Source organism: Enterobacter cloacae complex sp. 309I3 (genome assembly GCF_050031595.1).
Lineage (GTDB): Bacteria > Pseudomonadota > Gammaproteobacteria > Enterobacterales > Enterobacteriaceae > Enterobacter > Enterobacter cloacae.
Map to the genome: position 1 here is coordinate 1,858,737 of NZ_JBLGWI010000001.1, position 22,133 is coordinate 1,880,869.

23 protein-coding genes are annotated in these 22,133 nt (G+C 55.8%); 17 read left to right on the top strand and 6 right to left on the bottom strand.

Translation table 11 applies throughout. The features are described 5' to 3' along the window. Nucleotides 1-42: 42 nt before the first annotated feature. From flgN to flgA, 3 genes are all read right to left on the bottom strand, one after another. Nucleotides 43-468, bottom strand: coding sequence for a flagella biosynthesis chaperone FlgN (gene flgN, locus ACQG22_RS08780; protein ID WP_028027944.1), 426 nt, complete (start codon nt 466-468; stop codon nt 43-45). A gap of 4 nt (nt 469-472) precedes the next feature. Continuing rightward, complete coding sequence (flgM, locus tag ACQG22_RS08785) at nt 473-766, bottom strand: flagellar biosynthesis anti-sigma factor FlgM (protein WP_013097141.1); 294 nt, start codon at nt 764-766, stop codon at nt 473-475. A gap of 93 nt (nt 767-859) precedes the next feature. Then, nucleotides 860-1,516 (bottom strand): flagellar basal body P-ring formation chaperone FlgA, encoded by a 657-nt coding sequence (flgA, locus tag ACQG22_RS08790; RefSeq protein WP_013097140.1) that lies wholly within the window; start codon nt 1,514-1,516, stop codon nt 860-862. Between the two features lie 157 nt (nt 1,517-1,673). Between flgA and flgB the strand changes: the two genes are divergently transcribed. The 11 genes from flgB to flgL all read left to right on the top strand — a co-directional run bounded on the left by flgB (nt 1,674) and on the right by flgL (nt 11,525). Continuing rightward, the gene (flgB, locus tag ACQG22_RS08795; RefSeq protein WP_013097139.1) at nt 1,674-2,093 is read left to right on the top strand and encodes a flagellar basal body rod protein FlgB; all 420 of its coding nucleotides are present in this window, start codon (nt 1,674-1,676) and stop codon (nt 2,091-2,093) included. Continuing rightward, on the top strand, nt 2,094-2,498 hold the full coding sequence (gene flgC / locus ACQG22_RS08800) for a flagellar basal body rod protein FlgC (protein WP_013097138.1): 405 nt from the start codon (nt 2,094-2,096) through the stop codon (nt 2,496-2,498). 11 nt (nt 2,499-2,509) lie between these two features. Further along, complete coding sequence (flgD, locus tag ACQG22_RS08805) at nt 2,510-3,220, top strand: flagellar hook assembly protein FlgD (RefSeq protein WP_013097137.1); 711 nt, start codon at nt 2,510-2,512, stop codon at nt 3,218-3,220. A 26-nt stretch (nt 3,221-3,246) separates the two neighbouring features. Then, entirely contained in the window at nt 3,247-4,455 is a 1,209-nt protein-coding gene (gene flgE / locus ACQG22_RS08810) for a flagellar hook protein FlgE (protein WP_058684526.1), read from the top strand. 20 nt (nt 4,456-4,475) lie between these two features. Then, the gene (locus ACQG22_RS08815) at nt 4,476-5,231 is read left to right on the top strand and encodes a flagellar basal body rod protein FlgF (protein ID WP_013097135.1); all 756 of its coding nucleotides are present in this window, start codon (nt 4,476-4,478) and stop codon (nt 5,229-5,231) included. 11 nt (nt 5,232-5,242) lie between these two features. After that, nucleotides 5,243-6,025 (top strand): flagellar basal-body rod protein FlgG, encoded by a 783-nt coding sequence (gene flgG, locus ACQG22_RS08820; RefSeq protein WP_008500810.1) that lies wholly within the window; start codon nt 5,243-5,245, stop codon nt 6,023-6,025. A gap of 57 nt (nt 6,026-6,082) precedes the next feature. Next, a complete protein-coding gene (flgH, locus tag ACQG22_RS08825; protein WP_003857987.1) occupies nt 6,083-6,781 on the top strand; it encodes a flagellar basal body L-ring protein FlgH in 699 nt (232 codons plus the stop codon). Nucleotides 6,782-6,793: 12 nt separating this feature from the next. After that, the gene (locus ACQG22_RS08830; RefSeq protein WP_013097134.1) at nt 6,794-7,891 is read left to right on the top strand and encodes a flagellar basal body P-ring protein FlgI; all 1,098 of its coding nucleotides are present in this window, start codon (nt 6,794-6,796) and stop codon (nt 7,889-7,891) included. Continuing rightward, nucleotides 7,891-8,844, top strand: coding sequence for a flagellar assembly peptidoglycan hydrolase FlgJ (flgJ, locus tag ACQG22_RS08835; RefSeq protein WP_020689612.1), 954 nt, complete (start codon nt 7,891-7,893; stop codon nt 8,842-8,844). The genes ACQG22_RS08830 and flgJ overlap by 1 nt, the downstream gene beginning before the upstream one ends. Nucleotides 8,845-8,919: 75 nt before the next feature. Then, on the top strand, nt 8,920-10,557 hold the full coding sequence (gene flgK, locus ACQG22_RS08840) for a flagellar hook-associated protein FlgK (protein ID WP_013097132.1): 1,638 nt from the start codon (nt 8,920-8,922) through the stop codon (nt 10,555-10,557). A 14-nt stretch (nt 10,558-10,571) separates the two neighbouring features. Further along, on the top strand, nt 10,572-11,525 hold the full coding sequence (gene flgL, locus ACQG22_RS08845; protein WP_013097131.1) for a flagellar hook-associated protein FlgL: 954 nt from the start codon (nt 10,572-10,574) through the stop codon (nt 11,523-11,525). A 76-nt stretch (nt 11,526-11,601) separates the two neighbouring features. Here the strand turns inward: flgL and ACQG22_RS08850 are convergent, their stop codons facing one another. Then, nucleotides 11,602-12,816 carry an MFS transporter gene (locus ACQG22_RS08850; protein ID WP_013097130.1) on the bottom strand — a complete coding sequence of 405 codons (1,215 nt, stop codon included), beginning with the start codon at nt 12,814-12,816 and terminating at the stop codon, nt 11,602-11,604. Nucleotides 12,817-12,961: 145 nt separating this feature from the next. Here ACQG22_RS08850 and ACQG22_RS08855 point away from each other — a divergent pair, with 145 nt between their 5' ends. Next, nucleotides 12,962-13,864, top strand: coding sequence for a LysR family transcriptional regulator (locus ACQG22_RS08855; RefSeq protein ID WP_013097129.1), 903 nt, complete (start codon nt 12,962-12,964; stop codon nt 13,862-13,864). A gap of 40 nt (nt 13,865-13,904) precedes the next feature. On the opposite strand, the gene rne is transcribed toward ACQG22_RS08855, so the two are convergent. Next, entirely contained in the window at nt 13,905-17,003 is a 3,099-nt protein-coding gene (rne, locus tag ACQG22_RS08860) for a ribonuclease E (RefSeq protein WP_058684525.1), read from the bottom strand. 571 nt (nt 17,004-17,574) lie between these two features. Here rne and rluC point away from each other — a divergent pair. Continuing rightward, nucleotides 17,575-18,522: a 23S rRNA pseudouridine(955/2504/2580) synthase RluC gene (rluC, locus tag ACQG22_RS08865; protein WP_248725167.1), complete on the top strand. Its 948-nt coding sequence runs from the start codon at nt 17,575-17,577 to the stop codon at nt 18,520-18,522. Nucleotides 18,523-18,616: 94 nt separating this feature from the next. Here rluC and ACQG22_RS08870 read toward each other — a convergent pair whose 3' ends face one another. Continuing rightward, nucleotides 18,617-19,201 (bottom strand): Maf family protein, encoded by a 585-nt coding sequence (locus ACQG22_RS08870; RefSeq protein WP_028028074.1) that lies wholly within the window; start codon nt 19,199-19,201, stop codon nt 18,617-18,619. 140 nt (nt 19,202-19,341) lie between these two features. Here ACQG22_RS08870 and yceD point away from each other — a divergent pair, with 140 nt between their 5' ends. The 4 genes from yceD to ACQG22_RS08890 all read left to right on the top strand — a co-directional run bounded on the left by yceD (nt 19,342) and on the right by ACQG22_RS08890 (nt 22,128). Next, nucleotides 19,342-19,863 (top strand): 23S rRNA accumulation protein YceD, encoded by a 522-nt coding sequence (yceD, locus tag ACQG22_RS08875; RefSeq protein WP_013097124.1) that lies wholly within the window; start codon nt 19,342-19,344, stop codon nt 19,861-19,863. Between the two features lie 16 nt (nt 19,864-19,879). Beyond that, nucleotides 19,880-20,053 carry a 50S ribosomal protein L32 gene (gene rpmF, locus ACQG22_RS08880; RefSeq protein WP_003857964.1) on the top strand — a complete coding sequence of 58 codons (174 nt, stop codon included), beginning with the start codon at nt 19,880-19,882 and terminating at the stop codon, nt 20,051-20,053. Nucleotides 20,054-20,133: 80 nt separating this feature from the next. Continuing rightward, entirely contained in the window at nt 20,134-21,168 is a 1,035-nt protein-coding gene (plsX, locus tag ACQG22_RS08885) for a phosphate acyltransferase PlsX (protein ID WP_063411321.1), read from the top strand. Between the two features lie 6 nt (nt 21,169-21,174). Next, a complete protein-coding gene (locus ACQG22_RS08890) occupies nt 21,175-22,128 on the top strand; it encodes a beta-ketoacyl-ACP synthase III (protein WP_013097122.1) in 954 nt (317 codons plus the stop codon). Nucleotides 22,129-22,133 lie beyond the last annotated feature (5 nt).

The window sequence follows — 22,133 nt, forward strand, 5'->3', positions numbered from 1 at the left end:
CACCTTAGGGTGCTCCCCGCTGCCTGATTTGTCGCCTGGGCTTCAAATCGAAATCTTTTTCCCGCCCGTGACACGTGCCGTTGATGTTTGACCATCCGCACCGTACAGCCCGGGCTCTTTATGCGGCTTTAACACCTCAAGCGCTTGCTGATTACGCTCAATCTGGCCTTCCAGCAGCCAGCCGTTGTGCTGATTAAGATGGCGCAGATGCTGGGTTTTTTCTGTAATGGTCTGCCAGCGTTCTACAATATCGTCATTCGCACTGCGCTTAGGATCTTGCTCAGCGCGACGCTGTTGTTCCAGATAATCCAGCGTCGCCAGAAGCGAACTTTTATCTTCCGTAATACGCTGCAACGCGCTGCCGTTGATCTGACCGGAAGAGAGGTGCTGTTGCTCCGCGTCCATGACCGTTTTCAGGTCGTTCAGGACAACCGTCATTTGATCCAGTATTTCTGACAGTCGACTCATACGGTTAGTTACTCTGTAAGAAACTCTGTGCTTCCTGAATCAGGGCGTCAGCAATTTTGCTGGTATCCATCTTCAGCTCACCATTACGAATAGCCGTTTTCAGCGCTTCCACGCGTTCCATATTGATATCGCTGCTGCCTGGCTGCATCAGTTTTGCCTGAGCATCGCTCAGGGTGACGCTGGTGCTGTTGGACGTTGACGGTTTTTCCACACGCGTTTTCTGCGGCGTGGCGTCATTCGTTTCGCGAGGCTGTACAGCGCTTACCGGCTTCAGGGCTGATGTACGATCAATGCTCATAGTGTTGTCCTCATCGAGGGTTCGCGGCGTTGGCGCCTGACATCATCATTAGTTGATTATTTATCGGCAGTCGCAGCGATTTCTTTAAAAAGATTATAGGTTAATCAGAATATTCCCATCAGAATCGACGGTTCCGCTAACCACCTGGCCTGAGGACATCCTGACGCGGGCATTTTGCGCCACCGCGGCATTGTTTAATGCCTTCCCTTCACTGTTTATCTGAAAACCATCGCCGTTGGCCACCACCATCACCTGCTGACCCGCTTTAACCCGCCATGCCTGACGCAGCATGGAGAGCTGTATCGGCTGGCCTGGCGCGACATCACGCAGGCTGACGGCATCCTGTGCCTGGTTAATGTCAAGCATGGTGCGCGGCGGAAGCTGATCCAGACGACCGCGTTTCAGAGTCACGCTGCTGGCGTGCAACATGCTGCCGCGAGCAATGGGAACGGCGGCCACAACATAATTGCCCGTCGCCTGTACCGCAACCTGTAAATAGCGTTTTTCACCCGGACAGCGCGCCAGCACGTTCACGTTCCCCCACAGTTTTGTGGTGCCCGTTACGCTGAACGACGGCTGCTCACAGGAGGGATAGAGATTAGGTGGCGTGCGCACGGTGACGTTGACTTCATCGCTAAAGCCCGCCAGTTGCTGAGCAAAGAAAGCCGTCAGTTGATCCTGTACTTCAGCCTGTACCAGGGGGCTGAAAAGCAGGGCCGTAGCCACCAGGCCGCGTTTTAACGTTTGCATCGCACATTCCACCGTTACCCGAATTGAGAGGATTCTACCTGCAGTGGTTTTGCATCAACGGAATAAATAGCGACGCATTTTGCGCTTATTCCGTCGATAGGGGGGACGGGGTGAGATTTAAGCTGTGAACTGAAATTTTGCCATCAGCGGAGGAGACATGCTCGATAAACTCGACGCCGCGTTACGTTTTCAGCAGGAAGCGCTCAATTTACGCGCCCAGCGGCAGGAGATTTTAGCCGCTAATATTGCCAACGCCGATACGCCAGGGTATCAGGCGCGCGATATTGATTTTTCCAGTGAGCTTAAAAAAGTGATGGAGCGTGGACGTGCAGAAGGGAGCGGTGTCGCGCTCGCTCTGACCTCCTCACGTCATATTCCTGCTCAGGCGATGACGGCGCCCACGACCGATTTACTTTATCGCATTCCCGACCAGCCTTCACTCGACGGTAACACCGTGGATATGGATCGGGAGCGTACGCAGTTTGCCGATAACAGCCTGAAATACCAGATGGGCCTGACCGTACTCGGCGGACAGATCAAAGGCATGATGAACGTCCTGCAGGGGGGCAACGGATAAATGGCCTTGCTGAATATTTTCGATATCGCCGGCTCGGCGTTAACCGCGCAGTCCAAGCGCCTGAACGTGGCTGCCAGTAACCTGGCGAACGCCGACAGCGTGACCGGACCTGATGGACAGCCTTATCGTGCAAAGCAGGTGGTGTTCCAGGTGGATGCTGCACCAGGCGCGGCGACGGGCGGGGTGAAAGTCTCTGACGTGGTGGAAAGCCAGGCACCGGACAAGCTGGTGTATGAGCCCGGCAACCCGCTGGCGGATGCGAACGGCTACGTGAAAATGCCAAACGTGGATGTGGTGGGGGAGATGGTGAACTCCATGTCCGCCTCACGTAGCTACCAGGCAAACGTCGAAGTGCTTAATACCGTGAAGAGCATGATGCTCAAAACCCTCACTCTCGGCCAGTAAAGGAGACATGCATGTCCATCGCCGTTAATGTGAATGATCCAACGAACTCGGGCGTCAGTGGCGCCAAAAGTTCGACGGGTTCCAGCTCCCTGACGGGAAGTAACGCCTCCGATCTGCAAAGCAGCTTTCTGACGCTGCTGGTGGCACAGCTGAAGAACCAGGATCCCACCAACCCCATGCAGAACAACGAACTGACCACGCAGCTTGCGCAAATCAGTACCGTCAGCGGCATTGAGAAACTCAATACCACCCTCGGCTCTGTTTCCGGGCAAATTGATAACAGCCAGTCCCTGCAGGCTGCGAGCCTGATTGGTCACGGGGTGATGATCCCGGGCACCACGATCCTGGCGGGCACCAGCACCACCGAAGGCAACACGACCACCACCACCACGCCGTTTGGCGTTGAGCTGCAGCAGGCGGCCGACAAAGTCACCGCGACGATCACCGACGCTACCGGCGCCGTGGTTCGCACGATTGATATCGGCGAACTGAAGGCGGGCGTTCATACCTTTACCTGGGATGGCAGCCTGGCCGACGGCACCAAAGCGCCAAACGGTTCTTACAAAGTGGCAATCAGTGCCAGCAATGGCTCTACCCAGCTGGTGGCTCAGCCGCTGCAGTTTGCGCTGGTCCAGGGCGTCATTAAAGGTAGCGATGGCAACAAACTGGATTTGGGTACTTCTGGTACCACCACACTCGACGAAGTTCGGCAGATTATCTAAGCCTTAACACTTATCAGGAGTAAGTCATGGCCTTTTCTCAAGCGGTCAGCGGCCTGAATGCTGCGGCCACCAACCTGGACGTCATTGGCAACAACATCGCCAACTCCGCGACCTATGGTTTTAAATCCGGTTCTGCTTCATTTGCAGATATGTTTGCCGGTTCCAAAGTGGGTCTGGGCGTAAAAGTTGCAGGCATTACCCAGGACTTTACCGACGGCACCACCACCAATACCGGTCGTGGCCTGGACGTTGCCATCAGCCAGAACGGTTTCTTCCGTATGGTCGATGCTAACGGCTCGGTGTTCTACAGCCGTAACGGCCAGTTCAAGCTGGACGAAAACCGTAACCTGGTGAACATGCAGGGGATGCAATTAACCGGTTATCCGGTTGCCGGGACGCCATCAACGGTTCAGACCGGTGCGAACCCACAGCCTATTAATATCCCGACCACGCTGATGGCCGCGAAGGCCACCACCACGGCTTCCCAGCAGATTAACCTCAACTCCACCGATACCGCACCGACCACCGCCTTTGATCCGGCCAACCCGGATACCTACAACAAAAAAGGTACGGTCACCGTCTTTGACAGTCAGGGTAATGCGCACAACATGAACCTGTTTTACGTCAAAGATGCGACCCCGGCTAACTCCTGGAAAGTGTATGCCCAGGACGGTAGCGTGGCAGGCAGCACGGCCTCTCTCGCCACGACGCTGACCTTCAACAACAACGGTACGCTGATCGGCGGTGGCAACATCAACCTGACTACTGAGACCATTCCTGGTGCTACGCCTGCGACCTTCGCCATGAGTTTTGCGAACTCCATGCAGCAGAACACCGGTGCGAACAACATCGTTGGAACCAGCCAGAATGGTTTTAAACCGGGCGACCTGGTGAGCTACCAGATCAACGACGACGGCACCGTGGTCGGTAACTACTCCAACGAACAGACCCAGGTTCTGGGCCAGATCGTGCTGGCAAACTTCGCCAACAACGAAGGTCTGAAGTCTGAAGGTGATAACGTCTGGTCTGCCACGCAGTCCTCCGGCGTCGCGCTGCTGGGTACCGCGGGTTCCGGTAACTTCGGTACGCTGACCAACGGTGCGCTGGAAGCCTCTAACGTCGACCTGAGTAAAGAGCTGGTGAACATGATTGTTGCGCAACGTAACTATCAGTCGAACGCGCAGACCATCAAGACCCAGGATCAGATCCTCAACACGCTGGTTAACCTGCGTTAAGCGGCTAACAGGAAAGCGCAATGGATCACGCAATATATACCGCGATGGGCGCGGCAAGTCAGACGCTCAATCAGCAGGCCGTTACCGCCAGCAACCTGGCGAACGCCTCTACGCCGGGGTTCCGCGCACAGCTCAATGCGCTGCGTGCGGTGCCGGTAGAAGGGTTGTCCCTGCCGACGCGTACGCTGGTGACCGCCTCCACGCCGGGTGCAGACATGACGCCAGGGCAGATGGATTACACCGCCCGTCCGCTGGACGTTGCTCTGCAGCAGGACGGCTGGCTGGCCGTGCAAACGGCAGACGGCGGCGAAGGCTATACCCGCAACGGTAATATCCAGGTCAGTGCCACGGGCCAGTTGACGATTCAGGGGCACCCGGTAATGGGTGAAGCGGGTCCGTTGACGGTGCCGGAAGGCTCAGAGCTGACCATCGCCGCAGACGGTACCATCTCCGCCTTGAACCCGGGCGACCCGGCCAATACCGTTGCGCCCGTCGGGCGTCTGAAGCTGGTCAAAGCGGATGGCAAAGAGGTGCAGCGTGGTGATGACGGTATGTTCCGTCTGACCCAGGCGGCTCAGGCCACCCGTGGCGCCACGCTTCAGGCCGACCCGACCATTCGCGTGATGTCCGGTGTTCTGGAAGGCAGCAACGTCAAGCCGGTCGAGGCCATGACCGACATGATCGCCAGCGCCCGTCGTTTTGAAATGCAGATGAAGATTATCAGCAGCGTTGATGAAAACGCGGGCAAAGCTAACCAACTTCTGGCTATGAGTTAACAGGACTCCCTATGATCAGTTCTTTATGGATCGCGAAAACTGGCCTGGACGCGCAGCAAACCAATATGGATGTGATTGCCAACAACCTGGCAAACGTCAGCACCAATGGTTTCAAGCGTCAGCGTGCCGTTTTCGAAGATTTGCTTTACCAAACCATTCGTCAGCCGGGTGCACAGTCCTCTGAGCAAACCACGCTGCCGTCAGGTTTGCAGATCGGTACCGGTGTTCGTCCGGTCGCCACCGAGCGTCTGCACAGCCAGGGCAACCTGTCTCAGACCAACAACAGCAAAGACGTCGCCATTAAAGGCCAGGGTTTCTTCCAGGTGCAGTTGCCTGACGGGACCTCTGCCTATACCCGTGACGGCTCGTTCCAGGTCGATCAGAACGGCCAGCTGGTCACGGCCGGTGGTTTCCAGGTTCAGCCTGCTATCACGATCCCGGCGAATGCCCTGAGCATCACCATCGGGCGTGACGGCGTGGTGAGCGTCACCCAGCAGGGACAGGCCGCGCCTGTTCAGGTGGGGCAGCTCAACCTGACCACCTTCATGAACGATACAGGTCTGGAAAGCATTGGCGAGAACCTCTACACCGAAACGCAATCCTCCGGTACGCCGAATGAGAGCACCCCGGGCCTGAACGGGGCAGGGCTGCTGTATCAGGGTTATGTGGAAACCTCGAACGTGAACGTGGCGGAAGAGCTGGTGAATATGATCCAGGTCCAGCGCGCGTATGAAATTAACAGTAAAGCAGTGTCGACGACCGACCAGATGCTGCAGAAACTGACGCAACTCTAAGGTGCAGCCCGGTGCGGTGAACGCCGCACCGGCTCCCTGTTTTCGAAGATGAAGGCAATGCAAAAAAACGCGGCGTTTCGTTATCCGATTCTGACTGTTCTGGCCGTCACCCTTAGCGGATGTGCCTGGATCCCGTCTAAACCATTGGTCCAGGGTGCGACGACCGCCCAACCCGTTCCTGGCCCTGCGCCAGTGGTGAACGGCTCCATTTTCCAGACCGCGCAGCCGATCAACTATGGTTATCAGCCGCTGTTTGAAGACCGTCGCCCGCGTAACGTCGGCGATACCCTGACCATTGTGCTGCAGGAGAACGTCAGCGCGAGCAAGAGCTCGTCGGCGAATGCCAGCCGCGATGGCAAAACCAATTTTGGCTTCGATACCGTACCGCGCTATCTGCAGGGACTCTTCGGTAATGCACGTGCGGATGTTGAGGCGTCTGGCGGCAATACCTTTAACGGTAAAGGTGGTGCGAACGCCAGCAATACCTTCAGCGGCACGCTGACGGTAACGGTTGACCAGGTGCTGGTTAACGGCAATTTACATGTGGTGGGTGAAAAACAGATCGCCATTAACCAGGGCACTGAATTCATTCGCTTCTCCGGTGTGGTTAACCCTCGCACCATCAGCGGCACCAACACCGTTCCGTCCACCCAGGTGGCGGATGCGCGCATTGAGTACGTCGGTAACGGCTATATCAACGAAGCGCAAAATATGGGCTGGCTGCAGCGCTTCTTCCTTAATTTATCGCCGATGTAAGCGAGGTGACCCATGTTTAAATCGATCTTCGCCGTGGCGCTGATGCTGGTGGCAACATTTGCCCAGGCTGACCGCATTCGCGATCTCACCAGCGTTCAGGGCGTGCGTGAAAACTCCCTCATTGGCTATGGTCTGGTGGTTGGCCTGGATGGGACGGGTGACCAGACCACCCAGACGCCATTCACCACCCAGAGCTTGAACAACATGCTGTCCCAGCTCGGTATCACCGTACCGGCGGGCACCAACATGCAGTTGAAAAACGTGGCGGCGGTCATGGTAACCGCTTCCTACCCGGCGTTTGCGCGTCAGGGGCAGACCATCGATGTGGTGGTTTCCTCCATGGGTAACGCCAAAAGTCTGCGCGGCGGTACGCTGCTGATGACTCCGCTGAAAGGGGTGGATAGCCAGGTTTATGCCCTGGCGCAGGGTAACATTCTGGTGGGCGGCGCGGGGGCCTCTGCAGGCGGCAGCAGCGTGCAGGTCAACCAGCTGAACGGCGGGCGTATCACTAACGGTGCAATCATTGAGCGTGAACTGCCGACCCAGTTCGGCGCGGGGAATACCATCAACCTGCAGCTGAACAACGAAGATTTCACCATGGCGCAGCAGATCGCCGACACCATCAACCGCAGCCGCGGCTATGGCAGTGCGACGGCGCTGGACGCCCGTACCGTGCAGATCCGCACCTCAACGGGCGGCAGCAACCAGGTGCGCATGCTGGCCGATATCCAGAACATGGAAGTGAATGTCCCTGTTCAGGATGCCAAAGTGATCATCAACTCCCGTACCGGTTCGGTGGTGATGAACCGTGAAGTGTCGCTGGACAGCTGCGCCGTGGCGCAGGGTAACCTCTCGGTAACGGTCAACCGCTCCGCCAACGTCAGCCAGCCGGATACCCCGTTTGGTGGTGGGCAGACGGTGGTAACGCCGCAAACTCAGATCGATTTGCGTCAGAGCGGGGGCTCGCTGCAGAGCGTACGCTCCAGTGCCAACCTCAACAGCGTGGTGCGTGCCCTGAATGCCCTGGGGGCAACGCCGATGGATCTGATGTCTATTCTGCAATCCATGCAAAGTGCGGGCTGTCTGCGCGCCAAACTGGAAATCATCTGATGCTAACCGATAGCAAACTGTTGACCAGCGCGGCCTGGGATGCCCAGTCGCTTAACGAACTGAAAACCCAGGCAGGCAAAGACCCGGCGGCGAATATCCGCCCGGTCGCCCGCCAGGTGGAGGGGATGTTTGTACAGATGATGCTGAAGAGCATGCGTGAAACTCTGCCTAAAGACGGCATGTTCAGCAGTGATTCAACGCGCCTGTATACCAGCATGTATGACCAACAGATTGCGCAGCAGATGACCGCCGGTAAAGGGCTCGGTCTGGCTGACATGATAGTCAAACAGACCGAAGCCGCGCAGGGGATCCAGCCGAAGGATGAGCCGCAGCAGGTGCCGATGAAGTTCGACCTGCAAACGGTGACCAGTTATCAGAACCAGGCGCTGACGCAAATGGTGCGTAAAGCGATACCGAAGGCGACGGTGAGCAGCGATGAGCCGCTCTCCGGCGACAGCAAAGACTTCCTGGCACAGCTTTCGCTGCCGGCCCGTCTTGCCAGTGAACAGAGTGGGGTGCCACATCACCTGATTCTGGCCCAGGCCGCGCTGGAATCGGGCTGGGGTCAGCGCCAGATCCGTAAGGAAAACGGCGAGCCGAGCTTCAACATCTTTGGCGTGAAGGCGAATGCCAGCTGGAAGGGGCCGACAACCGAGATCACCACCACCGAATATGAAAACGGTGCGGCGGTGAAGATCAAAGCAAAATTCCGCGTTTACAGCTCTTATCTGGAAGCGTTGTCCGATTATGTGGGCCTGTTGAGCCGCAACCCGCGTTATGCCGCCGTTACGCAGGCGGCTACGCCTGAGCAGGGTGCGCAGGCCCTGCAAAATGCGGGCTATGCCACCGACCCGAACTATGCGCGTAAGCTCACCAGCATGATTCAGCAGCTTAAATCGATGGGCGAGAAAGTCAGCAAAGCCTATAGCACAGATATCGAAAATCTGTTCTGAAACTTCTCAAGTCCCGGTGGAGGCTGCCGATAACTTTCATCAGGACTCGTGTCTGAACGAATAAAAGGAACCTCCATGTCCAGTTTGATTAACAGCGCCATGAGTGGCCTCAGTGCTGCTCAGGCGGCACTCAATACCGTCAGTAATAACATTTCAAGCTATAACGTGGCAGGTTATACCCGCCAGACGACCGTGCTGGGTGCGTCTAACAGCACGCTGACCGGCGGTGGCTGGGTGGGCAACGGGGTGTATGTGTCTGGTGTGCAGCGTGAATATGATGCTTTCATCACCAACCAACTGCGCGCCGCGCAAACGCAGAGTAGCGGTCTGACGACGCGCTATCAGCAGATGTCAAAAATTGACGATGTGCTCTCTGATTCCACCAACTCACTTTCGACGACGCTTCAGGATTTCTTTAAAAGCCTGCAAACGCTGGTGAGCAACGCGGAAGACCCGGCCGCAAGACAGACGGTGCTGGGAAAAGCGGACGGTCTGGTCAATCAGTTTAAAACGAACGACCAGTATCTTCGCGATCAGGATTCTCAGGTTAATACCGCCATCGCTTCAAGCGTTGAGCAGATCAACAACTACGCAAAACAGATTGCGAATCTGAACGATCAGATTTCCCGTCTTACCGGCGTAGGGGCAGGTTCATCGCCAAATGACCTGCTGGATCAGCGCGATCAGCTGGTGAGTGAGCTGAACCAAATTGTGGGTGTTGAAGTGGCTGTTCAGGACGGTGGCACCTATAACGTCTCCTTTGGCAACGGTTACAGCCTGGTGCAGGGGAGCAAAGCAAACCAGTTAGCTGCGGTGAAATCCAGCGCCGATCCGACCCGGACGACTATCGCCTACAGCGATGAGGTGTCCGGCAACGTTGAAATTCCCGAGAAAATGGTCACCACCGGTTCGCTGGGGGGCTTGTTTACGTTCCGCTCAGAAGATCTGGATAAAGCGCGTAACAACCTCAACCAGCTGGCACTGGCCTTTGCGGACGCGATGAATAAGCAGCATGAAGCCGGGTTTGATGCCAATGGCGATGCCGGTGGCAAGCTGTTCGACTTTGGTTCGCCAGCCGTGGTAACCAACAGCCGCAATACCGGTACGGCTGCAATGACGGCCACTGTGGCAGACAGCACCAAAGTGCAGGCCACCGATTATAAGCTGCAGTTTAACGGCACCGACTGGACTATCACCCGTTCGGATAAAACCAGCTTTACCATGGCCCCGGACGCAAGTGGCAATCTCTCCTTTGATGGCCTGAGCGTCAACGTGACCGGTAGCGCGAACGCCAAAGACAGTTTCATCGTCAAGCCTGTTTCTGATGTCATCGTCAATATGGAGCTCAAGTTCAAAGATGAGTCCAAACTGGCTATGGCATCCGCAAGCAACGGCGGAGAGAGCGACAACCGCAATGGCCAAAAACTGCTCGATCTGCAAAACAGTAAGGTTGTTGGCGGCAATAAGACTTTCAACGATGCCTATGCTTCCCTTGTCAGTACGGTCGGCAGCTCAACCGCCGCGCTGAAAACCAGCAGCGAAACGAAAGCGAATGTGGCGACGCAACTGACTAAGCAGCAGCAGTCCATCTCTGGGGTAAACCTCGACGAAGAGTATGGCAACCTGCAGCGCTATCAGCAGTATTACCTTGCCAATGCGCAGGTGTTACAAACTGCCAGCACGCTTTTTGATGCAATTATCAATATTCGCTAAGGCTGAGGTGAAAAATGCGTATTAGCACCCAGATGATGTACGACCAGAACATGCGGGGAATCACCGATTCCCAGAGCAAGTGGCTGAGCTACGGTGAGCAAATGTCCACCGGTAAGCGTGTTAACCGTCCGTCGGACGATCCTATTGCGGCGTCACAGGCGGTTGTGTTGTCACAATCTCAATCCCAGAATAGCCAGTTTGCCCTGGCGAGAACGTTCGCCACGCAAAAAGTCTCTCTGGAAGATAACGTGTTGAGCCAGGTTAACGCGGCAATTACCAGTGCGAAAGAGAAACTCGTTAACGCAGGAAATGGCACGTTAAGTGATGACGATCGTCTGTCACTGGCGAGTGACTTGCAGGGTATCCGCGATCAGCTGATGAACCTGGCAAACTCAGCGGATGGTAATGGTCGGTATATTTTTGCTGGCTATAAGACCGAAGCGCCACCGTTTGATTCCGTTACCGGTGATTACAACGGGGGAACTCAGGCCATCTCTCAGCAGGTTGATACCGCCCGTAATATGGTGATTAGCCACACTGGTCAGCAGATCTTCGAAAGTATTACCAGTAACGCCAAAGAACTGCCTGGCGGCGGTTATGGCGAGACGAATATGTTCAAGATCCTCGACTCGGCGATTTCCGCGCTCAAGGTTCCTGTTGATAACGACTCTGCGGCGGCGGAAGTGCAGAACAAAGCGATTTCTGATGCACAGATCGGCATCACCAATACCCAGAACAATGTCCTTACCGTCGTGGCGGATGTGGGTACCAAGATGAACGAACTGGAAAAACTCGATAACCTGGGCGATGACCGTGCGCTGGGGCAGACTCAGCAGATGAGCGATTTGGTCGATGTTGACTGGAACAGTGCCATTTCTTCTTACATTATGCAGCAGGCTGCCTTGCAGGCGTCCTATAAAGCGTTTAGCGATATGCAGGGTATGTCGCTGTTCCAGTTGAACAAATAACATCTTTACCTCTTAGAACATGTCTTGAAACTGGGCATGTTTTGACTGCCCAATCCGTCTGGATTGGGCATTTTTTTTAGGCGATGTCTGCCTGCACGGCGCTGACGCGAGCGCTCTCAATCAGGCGAATGACCAGCGCAATGACGCCGCATACCGTCGCAAGCGCGACCACCCCGGTCCATCCCGCCAGCGTATAGATATTACTGCCCAGCGCAGAGCCCAGTGCCATGCCGATAAAGATTACCGTAAAGAGCAGGGCGTTCAGGCGTCCACGGGCCTGCGGCTCAAGGCTATACACCAGATTCTGATGCGCCACCAGGCTTGACTGCAGACCCAGATCGAACCCGACGGCAGAGAGGGCAATCAGGATGAGCTGTCCATGCAGGCCCAGCGCGGGCATCAGGAACATCAGGGCAAATGAGACGGTCACGAGAAGCGCACCGAGCTGCGTGACTTTTCCGGCACCCAGTTTATCGGCCAGACCTCCCGCCAGCGGGGCGGCTAACGCACCTGCAGCACCTGCAATACCAAATCCCCCCGCGACCGCACTTCCTAAGTGATAACGTTCCAGCAGCATCACTGCCAGCGTGGACCAGAAGGCGCTAAAGGCAATCGACAGAAAACCCTGAGCCAGCGCCGCGCGGCGCAGAGCCGGATAACGACGCCACAGGTGTTCCATAGAACGCAGCAGCGCCGGATAGCTCAGGGTGGAGTGGATGGCAAACCGCGGGAGTACGGCCCACATCACAACGCCGATAAACGCAATGCTTGCGGCGGCCAGCTGGTACATGACGCGCCAGCCAAAAGCCTCACCTACCACGCCGCTGACGGTTCGGGAGAGCAGAATACCCAGCAACAGACCGGTCATCACCGTACCGACGGTTTTCCCCTGTTTGCCTTCCGGCGCAAGGATTGCAGCGGCAGGGACGATATCCTGCGCCATGGTGGCGGCCATGCCAATAAGCAGACTTGCCAGCAGCAGGGAGTGGATTTGTCCGGTCAGGCTACAGCCAAGCAGAAATAGCGCCAGGGCTGCACTTTTTATCAGGATCAGTGTCCTGCGGTCGTGTCGGTCGCCGAGCGGCAGCAGGAACAGGATCCCCAGAGCATATCCCGCCTGGGTAAGCGTCGGGACCATGCCCATTCCTTCGATACTCAGATGCAGGTCAGCGCCCATCAGCGGCAGCAGAGGCTGAGCATAATAGATGGATGCCACACTGAAGCCCGCGCCGAGCGCCAGCATTAAGATGACCCAGCGGCTTACGGCATGGGCGGCGGATGTTGTGTTCATAAGATGTTCCTCATTCATCGTGTGTGGCTATTTTTTATCAGCATGCCTTGCAGCGGTAGCGGGCCCGGTGGTAAAACGCTTATACGTTTAGCGTATAGGCAAAAAGATGATTAAAAGAGTTGAGCGTATAGACAGGGTGGAGCTAATGCGGACGTTTGTTCGTATTGTTGAGGCCGGGTCCCTCTCTGCGGCGGCACGGCAGCTGGCAACCACCCAAGCCACGGTGAGCCGACGGTTGCAGTCGCTTGAGACGATGCTCGGCGTGCGCCTGATATTGCGCACTACTCACACGACGCGTCTGACGGATGACGGCGAGCGCTGCTATCAGCACGCCCGTCGGGTGATTGACAGCTGGCTGGCACTGGAAGATGAGGTAGGGCAGACAGAAGACGAACCGGTAGGCGTCCTGCGGGTACGCGCCCCGCACGCGTTTGGTCAGGATCAGCTCCTGAAACCGTTAACCGAATTTCTGCAGCGTTATCCGCAGCTTTCTATTGAGTGGATGCTCAACGACCGGTCGGCTGACTTTCTCGGCGACAACCTTGACTGTGCGATTCGGGTGGGCGTCGAGGTTGACCCGGCGACCGTGTCCGTGCTGCTGGCTGAGGTGCCGCGCTCAGTGGTGGCTTCTCCGGCATTGCTGGCCCGTTTTCCGGCGGTTAACACCCCGGAAGATTTGCAGCAGCTTCCCTGGATAGCCATCAGCTCTTTCTACCAGCGCCATGTGGAGCTTTTTCACGATGCCTCGCCAGCCACCGCGCGCGTGGCGATTACTCCCCGCCTCAGTACCGACAGTCTGTATGTCGCACGTAATACGGCTCTCACCGGGCTTGGCGTGGCGGTGGTATCAAGCTGGACAGTGCAGGAGGATATTCGGGAAGGGCGGCTGGTGCATTTACTTCCCGAGTGGCAGCCGGCGGCGTTACCGGTGCATCTGGTTTACCCCTGGTCACGTTACTATCCGGCGCGCTTGCGGCGTTTTCTGGAGTTGATGCGGCAGATCATGCCGGAGGTCACTGGAATGAGAAAGCCGCTACAGCAGCCATAAAAAAGCCGACCCGAAGGTCGGCTTTCACACTTAGGTTGCGTTATTCAACTGACTGCGGACGGGTTGCTGGTGCAGTAGCCTTGTGCGTAGCACTGTGACCACCGGCAGCACCTTTACCTTCGAAGTTGAACTCCGGGCGAACCCAGTCGCTGTGACGCGGTGCTTCAGGCACGTACTCAGGCGCAGGGGCGCGAGTCATCGGTGCTGTGGCAACGTGCGCAGGCGCGACGGCAACCTTCACCGGCTCGGGTTTCACTTCCGGCGCTTTCGCTTCTTCAACAACAGGTTCAACCTGAATCTCAACGTCCTGCACAACCTCTTCAGTCGTGGTTTCAACGATGGTTTCAGCGGTTTCTTCCACTGCGGCTACAGGTTCAGCCTCTTCAGCGACTTCTTCAGCCACCACGGCATCTTCTTCGGCAATAAGCTGCGGCGCGGCATCAACCGGCGCAGCAATCACTTCTGGATGGGTGGTTTCGACGTCCACAGCGTGAGGCGCTTCAGTTTCAACAACCTGTGGTTCAACCACGGTTGCCGCTTCCGTTACAACCTCTTCTACCGCTGCTGCTGGTGCAATCACCTCTTCGGTCACTGCCTGTTCTTCAACAGCCTGTTCCGGGCGAGCAACAGGGTAGCGGATCCAGACTTTACCTGATGCCATTTCAGGTGACGCGCACGCCACGGTCATTGGCATTGGGGACTGCGTTGGGTAACGCTCGTCACGGTAGCGACGACGACGCTGACCGCTCACGCGCAGATGACGCGGAGAACGGCGCGAGCGACGCGGCATACCCGCGTTGTCACGGTTTTCACCGTTTTCATCCTGCTCTACCTGATTTTCCACGACGGCCGGGAGGTCAACTTTCGCAACCTGCGTGCCCGTTGTGGTTTCTGTCACTTCGGCTGCGACAGCTGCGGTTTCTTCTGCCTGAACAGCACCGACGCGCACTTTCTGAGACAGCTGGCGCTGCTTACGACGTGGCATAACCTGAGTACGTTCTTCCTGCTCGGTCTCCTGCTGCTCAGCAGGCTCTTCGCGATTCAGGTTTTTAACGTCCTGCTGCGCCTGGCGTTTTTCGTCGTTACGGCGACGGTTACGCTCACGGCGAGGCTGCTGCTCGTCGCGCTGTTTGCTCTTCTCGGACTCATCGCCCGCCTGCTGGCGAATTTCACGATCTTCAACGTTCTGCTGTTGTTTCTCGCGACGATTGCGACGGTTGTCTTCGCGTTGCTCACGGCCTTCATTGTTGTCCGAACGGTTGTCACGACGCTCGTTACGGTCGCTGCGGTCATTACGATCGCGGCGGTTGTTCTGACGCTTACGACGGTCCTGCTGACGCTCAGGTTTAGCCGCTTTAGGTTCTTCTTTCGGCTGCTCTGGCTGAACTTCTTCACCTGCGAACATTTTCTTCAGCGCGCCAAAGAAACGGCTCAGCAGACCCGGTTGTGCTGGCTCGGCTTTTGCCGCCACTGCCGGTTTTTGTGCCGCAGGTTTAGCCGCTGGTTTTTCCAGGGCACTTTCTGGCGGAGCTTCCGGCATGATGAAGGTCGCTAACGCAGGCTGTTCTGGCAGTTTACGCTCGGCTGGCTCTTCATCAGATGGCAGCGCCATCTCTTCTTCATGCAGCTTCGGCAGCAGGTAGCTGAGCGTGCTGGTCTCTTCGCCTTTACGGACACGCAGCACGTGATAGTGCGGCGTTTCCATCTGGTCGTTTGGCACGATGATGCAGCGAACGCCGCCCTGGCGCGCTTCAATGGCACTCACCGCGGCACGTTTTTCGTTCAGCAGGTAGGAGGCAATTGGCACCGGAACAATGGCGTGAACCTCTTTGGTGTTCTCTTTCAGCGCTTCTTCTTCAATCAGACGCAGAATAGAGAGAGACAGAGATTCGTTATCACGAACGGTCCCGGTACCGGAGCAGCGCGGGCAAACGTGATGGCTGGATTCGCCCAGAGACGGGCTCAGGCGCTGGCGGGACATCTCCAGCAGGCCAAAGCGTGAAATATGGCTAATCTGGATACGCGCACGATCCTGGCGCACCGCTTCGCGCAGACGGTTTTCAACCGCACGCTGGTGACGAACAGGGGTCATGTCGATAAAGTCGATAACAATCAGACCACCCAGGTCGCGCAGGCGGAGCTGGCGGGCGATTTCATCAGCGGCTTCAAGGTTGGTGTTGAAGGCGGTCTCTTCGATATCGCCGCCGCGCGTCGCACGTGCGGAGTTGATGTCGATAGCGGTCAGCGCTTCTGTGGTATCGATAACGATAGAACCGCCGGATGGCAGACGGACTTCACGCTGGAAGGCGGACTCAATCTGGGATTCAATCTGATAGTGGCTGAAAAGCGGGATTTCACCGGTGTACAGTTTGATTTTGCTGGTGAAGTCCGGACGACCCAGTGCGGCGATGTGCTGGCGAGCCAGCTCAAGCACTTTCGGGTTGTCGATGAGAATTTCACCGATATCCTGACGCAGATAGTCGCGGAAGGCACGTACAATAACGTTACTTTCCTGGTGGATCAGGAACGGAGCAGGGCGGCTTTCTGCTGCTTTCTGGATAGCTTCCCAGTGCTTCAGACGGAAGCTTAAGTCCCACTGCAGCGCTTCGGCAGATTTGCCCACACCGGCGGTACGCACGATAAGACCCATGCCATCCGGCAGTTCAAGACTGGCCAGCGCTTCTTTCAGTTCGGTACGGTCATCGCCTTCGATACGGCGAGAGATACCACCCGCACGCGGGTTGTTTGGCATCAGTACCAGATAACTTCCCGCCAGGCTGATAAAGGTTGTCAGTGCGGCACCTTTGTTGCCGCGCTCTTCTTTATCAATCTGAACAATCACTTCCTGACCTTCACGCAGAACATCTTTGATATTCGGACGGCCATGAGCGTTGTAGTTAGCAGGGAAATATTCGCGGGCGATTTCTTTCAGAGGGAGGAAACCATGACGCTCAGCACCGTAATCGACAAATGCAGCCTCAAGGCTTGGTTCAATGCGGGTGATTTTACCTTTGTAAATGTTCGCTTTTTTCTGTTCGTGTCCAGGACTTTCGATATCCAGATCGTACAGGCGCTGCCCATCCACAAGGGCGACACGCAACTCTTCTTGCTGAGTTGCGTTGATTAACATTCTTTTCATCGTAACTTACTCGTTATTCTTACATTGACGACAAAGCTGCGGGCAAGGTGACGCTTTCCGGGGTATGAACCGATGGCCTCGTGTCTATTCACGTCGCCAACCTCACGGTTGTCGCTCGCTTAAGAGGCGCAGAGTGTCGGTTGCCTGTGTTTCATACGGAAACACAGCGCAATTATCAGGGGAATTGCCTGGGTAGAACTCTCCAGAGAACAATCCTTATACCGGGAAGTACTGCAACCCGCAGCCCGCTAACTGCCTGAAAGATCAATACGTCTTACGCCATTGCTGCGTGGATGATCGGTCAGACAAAATTGGTCATTCCGTCGACATCCTTACAAAACCCGGATTTAACGCGGAAAACGGCTTCATTATTCCACTGCTCGCCGGGTTATAGCAAGATGACTTTTACCAATTATCACCCGGTTACTCACAGTTTCTTCACTTCAGGATGGTGATTGGTTTAATAACCACCAAATCGATTGCGCGAAACCGGGGCAGGCCGGATAAAAGTAAATATAAGCATAGAAAAATGAGTGGCGCTAATGCCTGACGATATTTAGAATCGCCAACCATGAAAACAGAGACTCCAGCCGTAAAAATGGTTGCTATCGCCGATGATGAAGCGGGGCAACGTATCGATAACTTTTTGCGCACCCAGCTGAAAGGGGTACCAAAAAGCATGATTTACCGCATCCTGCGTAAGGGCGAGGTGCGGGTTAACAAAAAACGCGTGAAGCCTGAGTATAAGCTCGAAGCCGGTGACGAAGTGCGTATCCCGCCGGTGCGTGTTGCCGAACGTGAAGAAGAGGTCGTGTCGCCTAAGCTGCAGAAGGTGGCCGCCCTGAGTGATGTGATCCTGTATGAAGATGACCACATCCTGGTGCTGAATAAACCGTCGGGTACGGCGGTACACGGCGGCAGCGGTCTCAGCTTCGGCGTGATTGAAGGGCTGCGCGCGCTGCGCCCGGAAGCCCGTTTCCTCGAACTGGTTCACCGTCTCGATCGTGACACCTCTGGCGTGCTGCTGGTCGCCAAAAAACGTTCAGCCCTGCGCTCGTTGCACGAGCAGCTGCGCGAAAAAGGGATGCAGAAAGATTATCTGGCGCTGGTGCGCGGTCAGTGGCAGTCCCACGTGAAAGTGGTGCAGGCCCCACTGCTGAAAAATATTTTGCAAAGCGGTGAGCGAATCGTTCGTGTCAGCCAGGAAGGTAAACCGTCTGAGACGCGCTTCAAAGTAGAAGAGCGCTATGAGTTTGCCACCCTGGTGCGCTGTAGCCCGGTGACGGGCCGAACCCACCAGATTCGCGTGCATACCCAGTTTGCGGGCCATCCGATTGCGTTTGACGATCGCTATGGCGACAGGGAATTTGATAAGCAACTGGCGGGGACGGGGCTGTCGCGTCTGTTCCTGCATGCGGCAGCGCTGAAGTTTACCCATCCAAATACCGGCGAGACTATACGTATTGAAGCGCCGCTGGATGAGCAGTTGAAACGCAGCCTGAAAGTTCTGCGCGGCTAAGGTAAAAGTTAAACGGCAACGGAGTTGCCGTTTTTAATGTTTGCACCCTCTCCCTGTGGGAGAGGGCCGGGGTGAGGGCATCAGGCCGCAACGGTCACGCCGTCAGTGGATTACACGCTTCGCGTCTTAACATCTGGCACAGCGCAATCAGCGGTAAGCCCACCAGCGTGTTCGGATCACGCCCCTCCAGCTTTTCGAAGAGCGCAATCCCAAGACCTTCACTTTTAAAACTGCCGGCGCAGTTCAGCGGCCGTTCACGACGCACATAATCTGTGATTTCTTGCTCGCTCAGGTGTCGGAAGTGAACATCAAACGGTTCGCATTCGGTCTGCAGGTGGCCCACGGCGGAGTTGTAGAGCGCGAGGCCGGTATAAAAGGTAACAATATTGCCGCGCGCCTGCATAAGCTGTTTACAGGCATTCTCTTCGGTGTGTGGTTTACCGGTGATGACACCATCCAGCACGCAAACCTGATCGGAGCCTATAATCAAATGGGAAGGGTATTGTGCGGCAAGCGATTGTGCTTTCTCTTTCGCCAGACGCGTCACTAGATGACGCGGCGACTCGCCAGGTTGTGGCGTCTCGTCAACGTCCGGCGCGGCACACACAAACGGGATCCCGAGCTTTTCCAGCAACATTCGGCGGTAGGGAGAAGTGGAAGCGAGAACGAGATTTGGCATATTTTTATCACCAGATATAGCGTATCGATGCCAGCCATTTTAAACTACAGGCCGCAATGTGTGCGAATAATTGGCAAAAGGCAGCCCTGGTTGCCTTTTTCTTTGACTATATGACGTTACAAAGTTAATATGCGCGCCCTATGCAAAAGGTAAAATTACCCCTGACTCTTGATCCGGTTCGTACGGCTCAAAAACGCCTCGATTACGAAGGTATCTATACTTCCGATCAGGCTGAGCGTATTGCCGAATCCGTAGTCAGTGTGGACAGTGATGTGGAATGCTCCATGTCGTTCGCTATCGATAACCAGCGCCTTGCCGTTTTAACCGGTGATGCAAAGGTGACGGTAACGCTCGAATGTCAGCGTTGCGGGAAACCGTTCACACAGCACGTTCACACAACGTATTGTTTCAGTCCGGTTCGTTCTGACGAACAGGCTGAGGCACTCCCGGAAGCGTATGAGCCGATTGAGGTTAACGAATTCGGTGAAATCGATCTTCTGGCTCTGGTTGAAGATGAAATCATCCTCACCTTGCCAGTGGTTCCGGTGCATGATTCTGAACACTGTGAAGTGTCCGAGGCGGACATGGTCTTTGGGGAACTGCCTGATGAAGCGCAAAAACCAAACCCATTTGCCGTATTAGCCAGCTTAAAGCGTAAGTAATTGAGGAGTAAGGTCCATGGCCGTACAACAGAATAAACCAACCCGTTCCAAACGTGGCATGCGTCGTTCCCATGACGCGCTGACTGCAGTTACCAGCCTGTCTGTAGACAAGACTTCTGGTGAGAAACACCTGCGTCACCACATCACTGCTGACGGTTTCTACCGCGGCCGCAAGGTTATCACTAAGTAATCACGCGTTTGCGTGATTAGGCTTAGTGAGGAACTCCCCGTGCAAACGGGGAATTTACCGAACCAGGCTGCGACGATACCTTGACACGTCTAACCCTGGCGTTAGATGTCATGGGAGGAGATTTTGGGCCTTCCGTGACAGTGCCTGCAGCATTGCAGGCACTGAATTCTAATTCGCAACTCACACTTCTTTTAGTCGGCAATCCCGACACAATCACGCCATTACTTGCAAAAGCTGACTTCGAACAACGTTCACGTCTGCAGATTATTCCTGCGCAGTCAGTTATTGCCAGTGATGCCCGGCCATCGCAGGCGATTCGCAATAGCCGTGGCAGCTCTATGCGAATGGCGCTGGAGCTGGTAAAAGAAGGACGTGCGCAGGCCTGCGTCAGCGCGGGGAATACCGGCGCGCTGATGGGGCTGTCGAAATTACTGCTCAAGCCTATTGAGGGCATTGAGCGTCCGGCGCTGGTGACGGTACTCCCGCATCAGCAAAAGGGCAAAACGGTGGTGCTCGATCTGGGCGCTAACGTCGATTGTGATAGTACAATGCTGGCTCAGTTTGCCGTGATGGGGTCGGTGCTGGCAGAAGAAGTGGTCGGGATCAACACTCCCCGTGTTGCGTTACTGAACATAGGTGAAGAAGAGACCAAAGGCCTGGACAGCATTCGTGAGGCTGCCGAATTGCTTAAACAGGTTCCCTCCATCAACTATATTGGTTATCTCGAAGCCAATGAGTTGCTGACGGGGAAAACGGATGTTCTGGTGTGTGATGGCTTCACTGGAAACGTGACGTTGAAGACCATGGAAGGGGTTGTGCGAATGTTCCTTTCTCTCCTCAAATCGCAGGGAGAAGGTAAAAAAAGCGCCTGGTGGCTGATTTTATTAAAGCGTTGGTTACAAAAAAGCCTGACACGGCGATTCAGTCACCTCAACCCCGACCAGTATAATGGCGCCTGTCTGTTAGGATTGCGCGGCATTGTGATCAAGAGTCACGGTGCCGCCAATCAGCGAGCATTTACTGTCGCCATTGAACAGGCAGTGCAGGCGGTGCAGCGACAAGTCCCTCAGCGGATTGCCGCTCGCCTGGAATCTGTATTAGCTAAAAGTGACTGAGCGTACATGTATACGAAGATTATTGGTACCGGCAGCTATCTGCCAACACAAGTGCGAACCAACGCCGATCTGGAAAAAATGGTAGATACGTCTGACGAGTGGATTGTCACGCGCACAGGTATCCGTGAACGTCGTATCGCCGCGCCAGACGAAACCGTGTCCACCATGGGTTATGAAGCCGCACAGCGTGCTATCGAGATGGCGGGCATCGATAAAGATCAGATTGGTTTGATCGTGGTTGCCACAACATCGGCCACGCATGCTTTCCCAAGCGCAGCGTGCCAGGTGCAGAATATGCTCGGTATTAAAGGCTGCCCGGCGTTTGACGTTGCCGCAGCCTGCGCAGGTTTCACCTATGCATTGAGCGTTGCCGATCAGTATGTAAAATCCGGCGCGGTGAAGTATGCGCTGGTGATCGGTGCTGACGTGCTGGCGCGTACCTGCGATCCAACCGATCGCGGAACGATCATTATTTTTGGCGATGGTGCGGGTGCCGTACTGCTGGGTCAGTCTGAAGAGCCGGGCATCATCTCCACGCATCTGCATGCTGACGGTAGCTATGGCGAACTGTTAACGCTGCCTAATGCCGACCGTGTGAATCCGGACAGCTCTATCTACCTGACCATGGCAGGTAACGAAGTGTTTAAGGTCGCGGTGACGGAACTGGCCCACATTGTTGATGAAACGCTGGAGGCGAATGGCCTTGAGCGCACCGCACTCGACTGGCTGGTGCCGCATCAGGCGAACCTGCGTATTATCAGTGCAACCGCGAAAAAGCTGGGCATGTCGATGGATAACGTTGTGGTGACGCTCGATCGCCACGGCAATACCTCTGCGGCGTCAGTACCGTGCGCCTTTGATGAAGCGGTACGTGACGGACGAATCAAACGGGGCCAGTTGGTCTTGCTTGAAGCCTTCGGTGGCGGGTTCACCTGGGGTTCCGCGCTGGTTCGTTTCTAGGATAA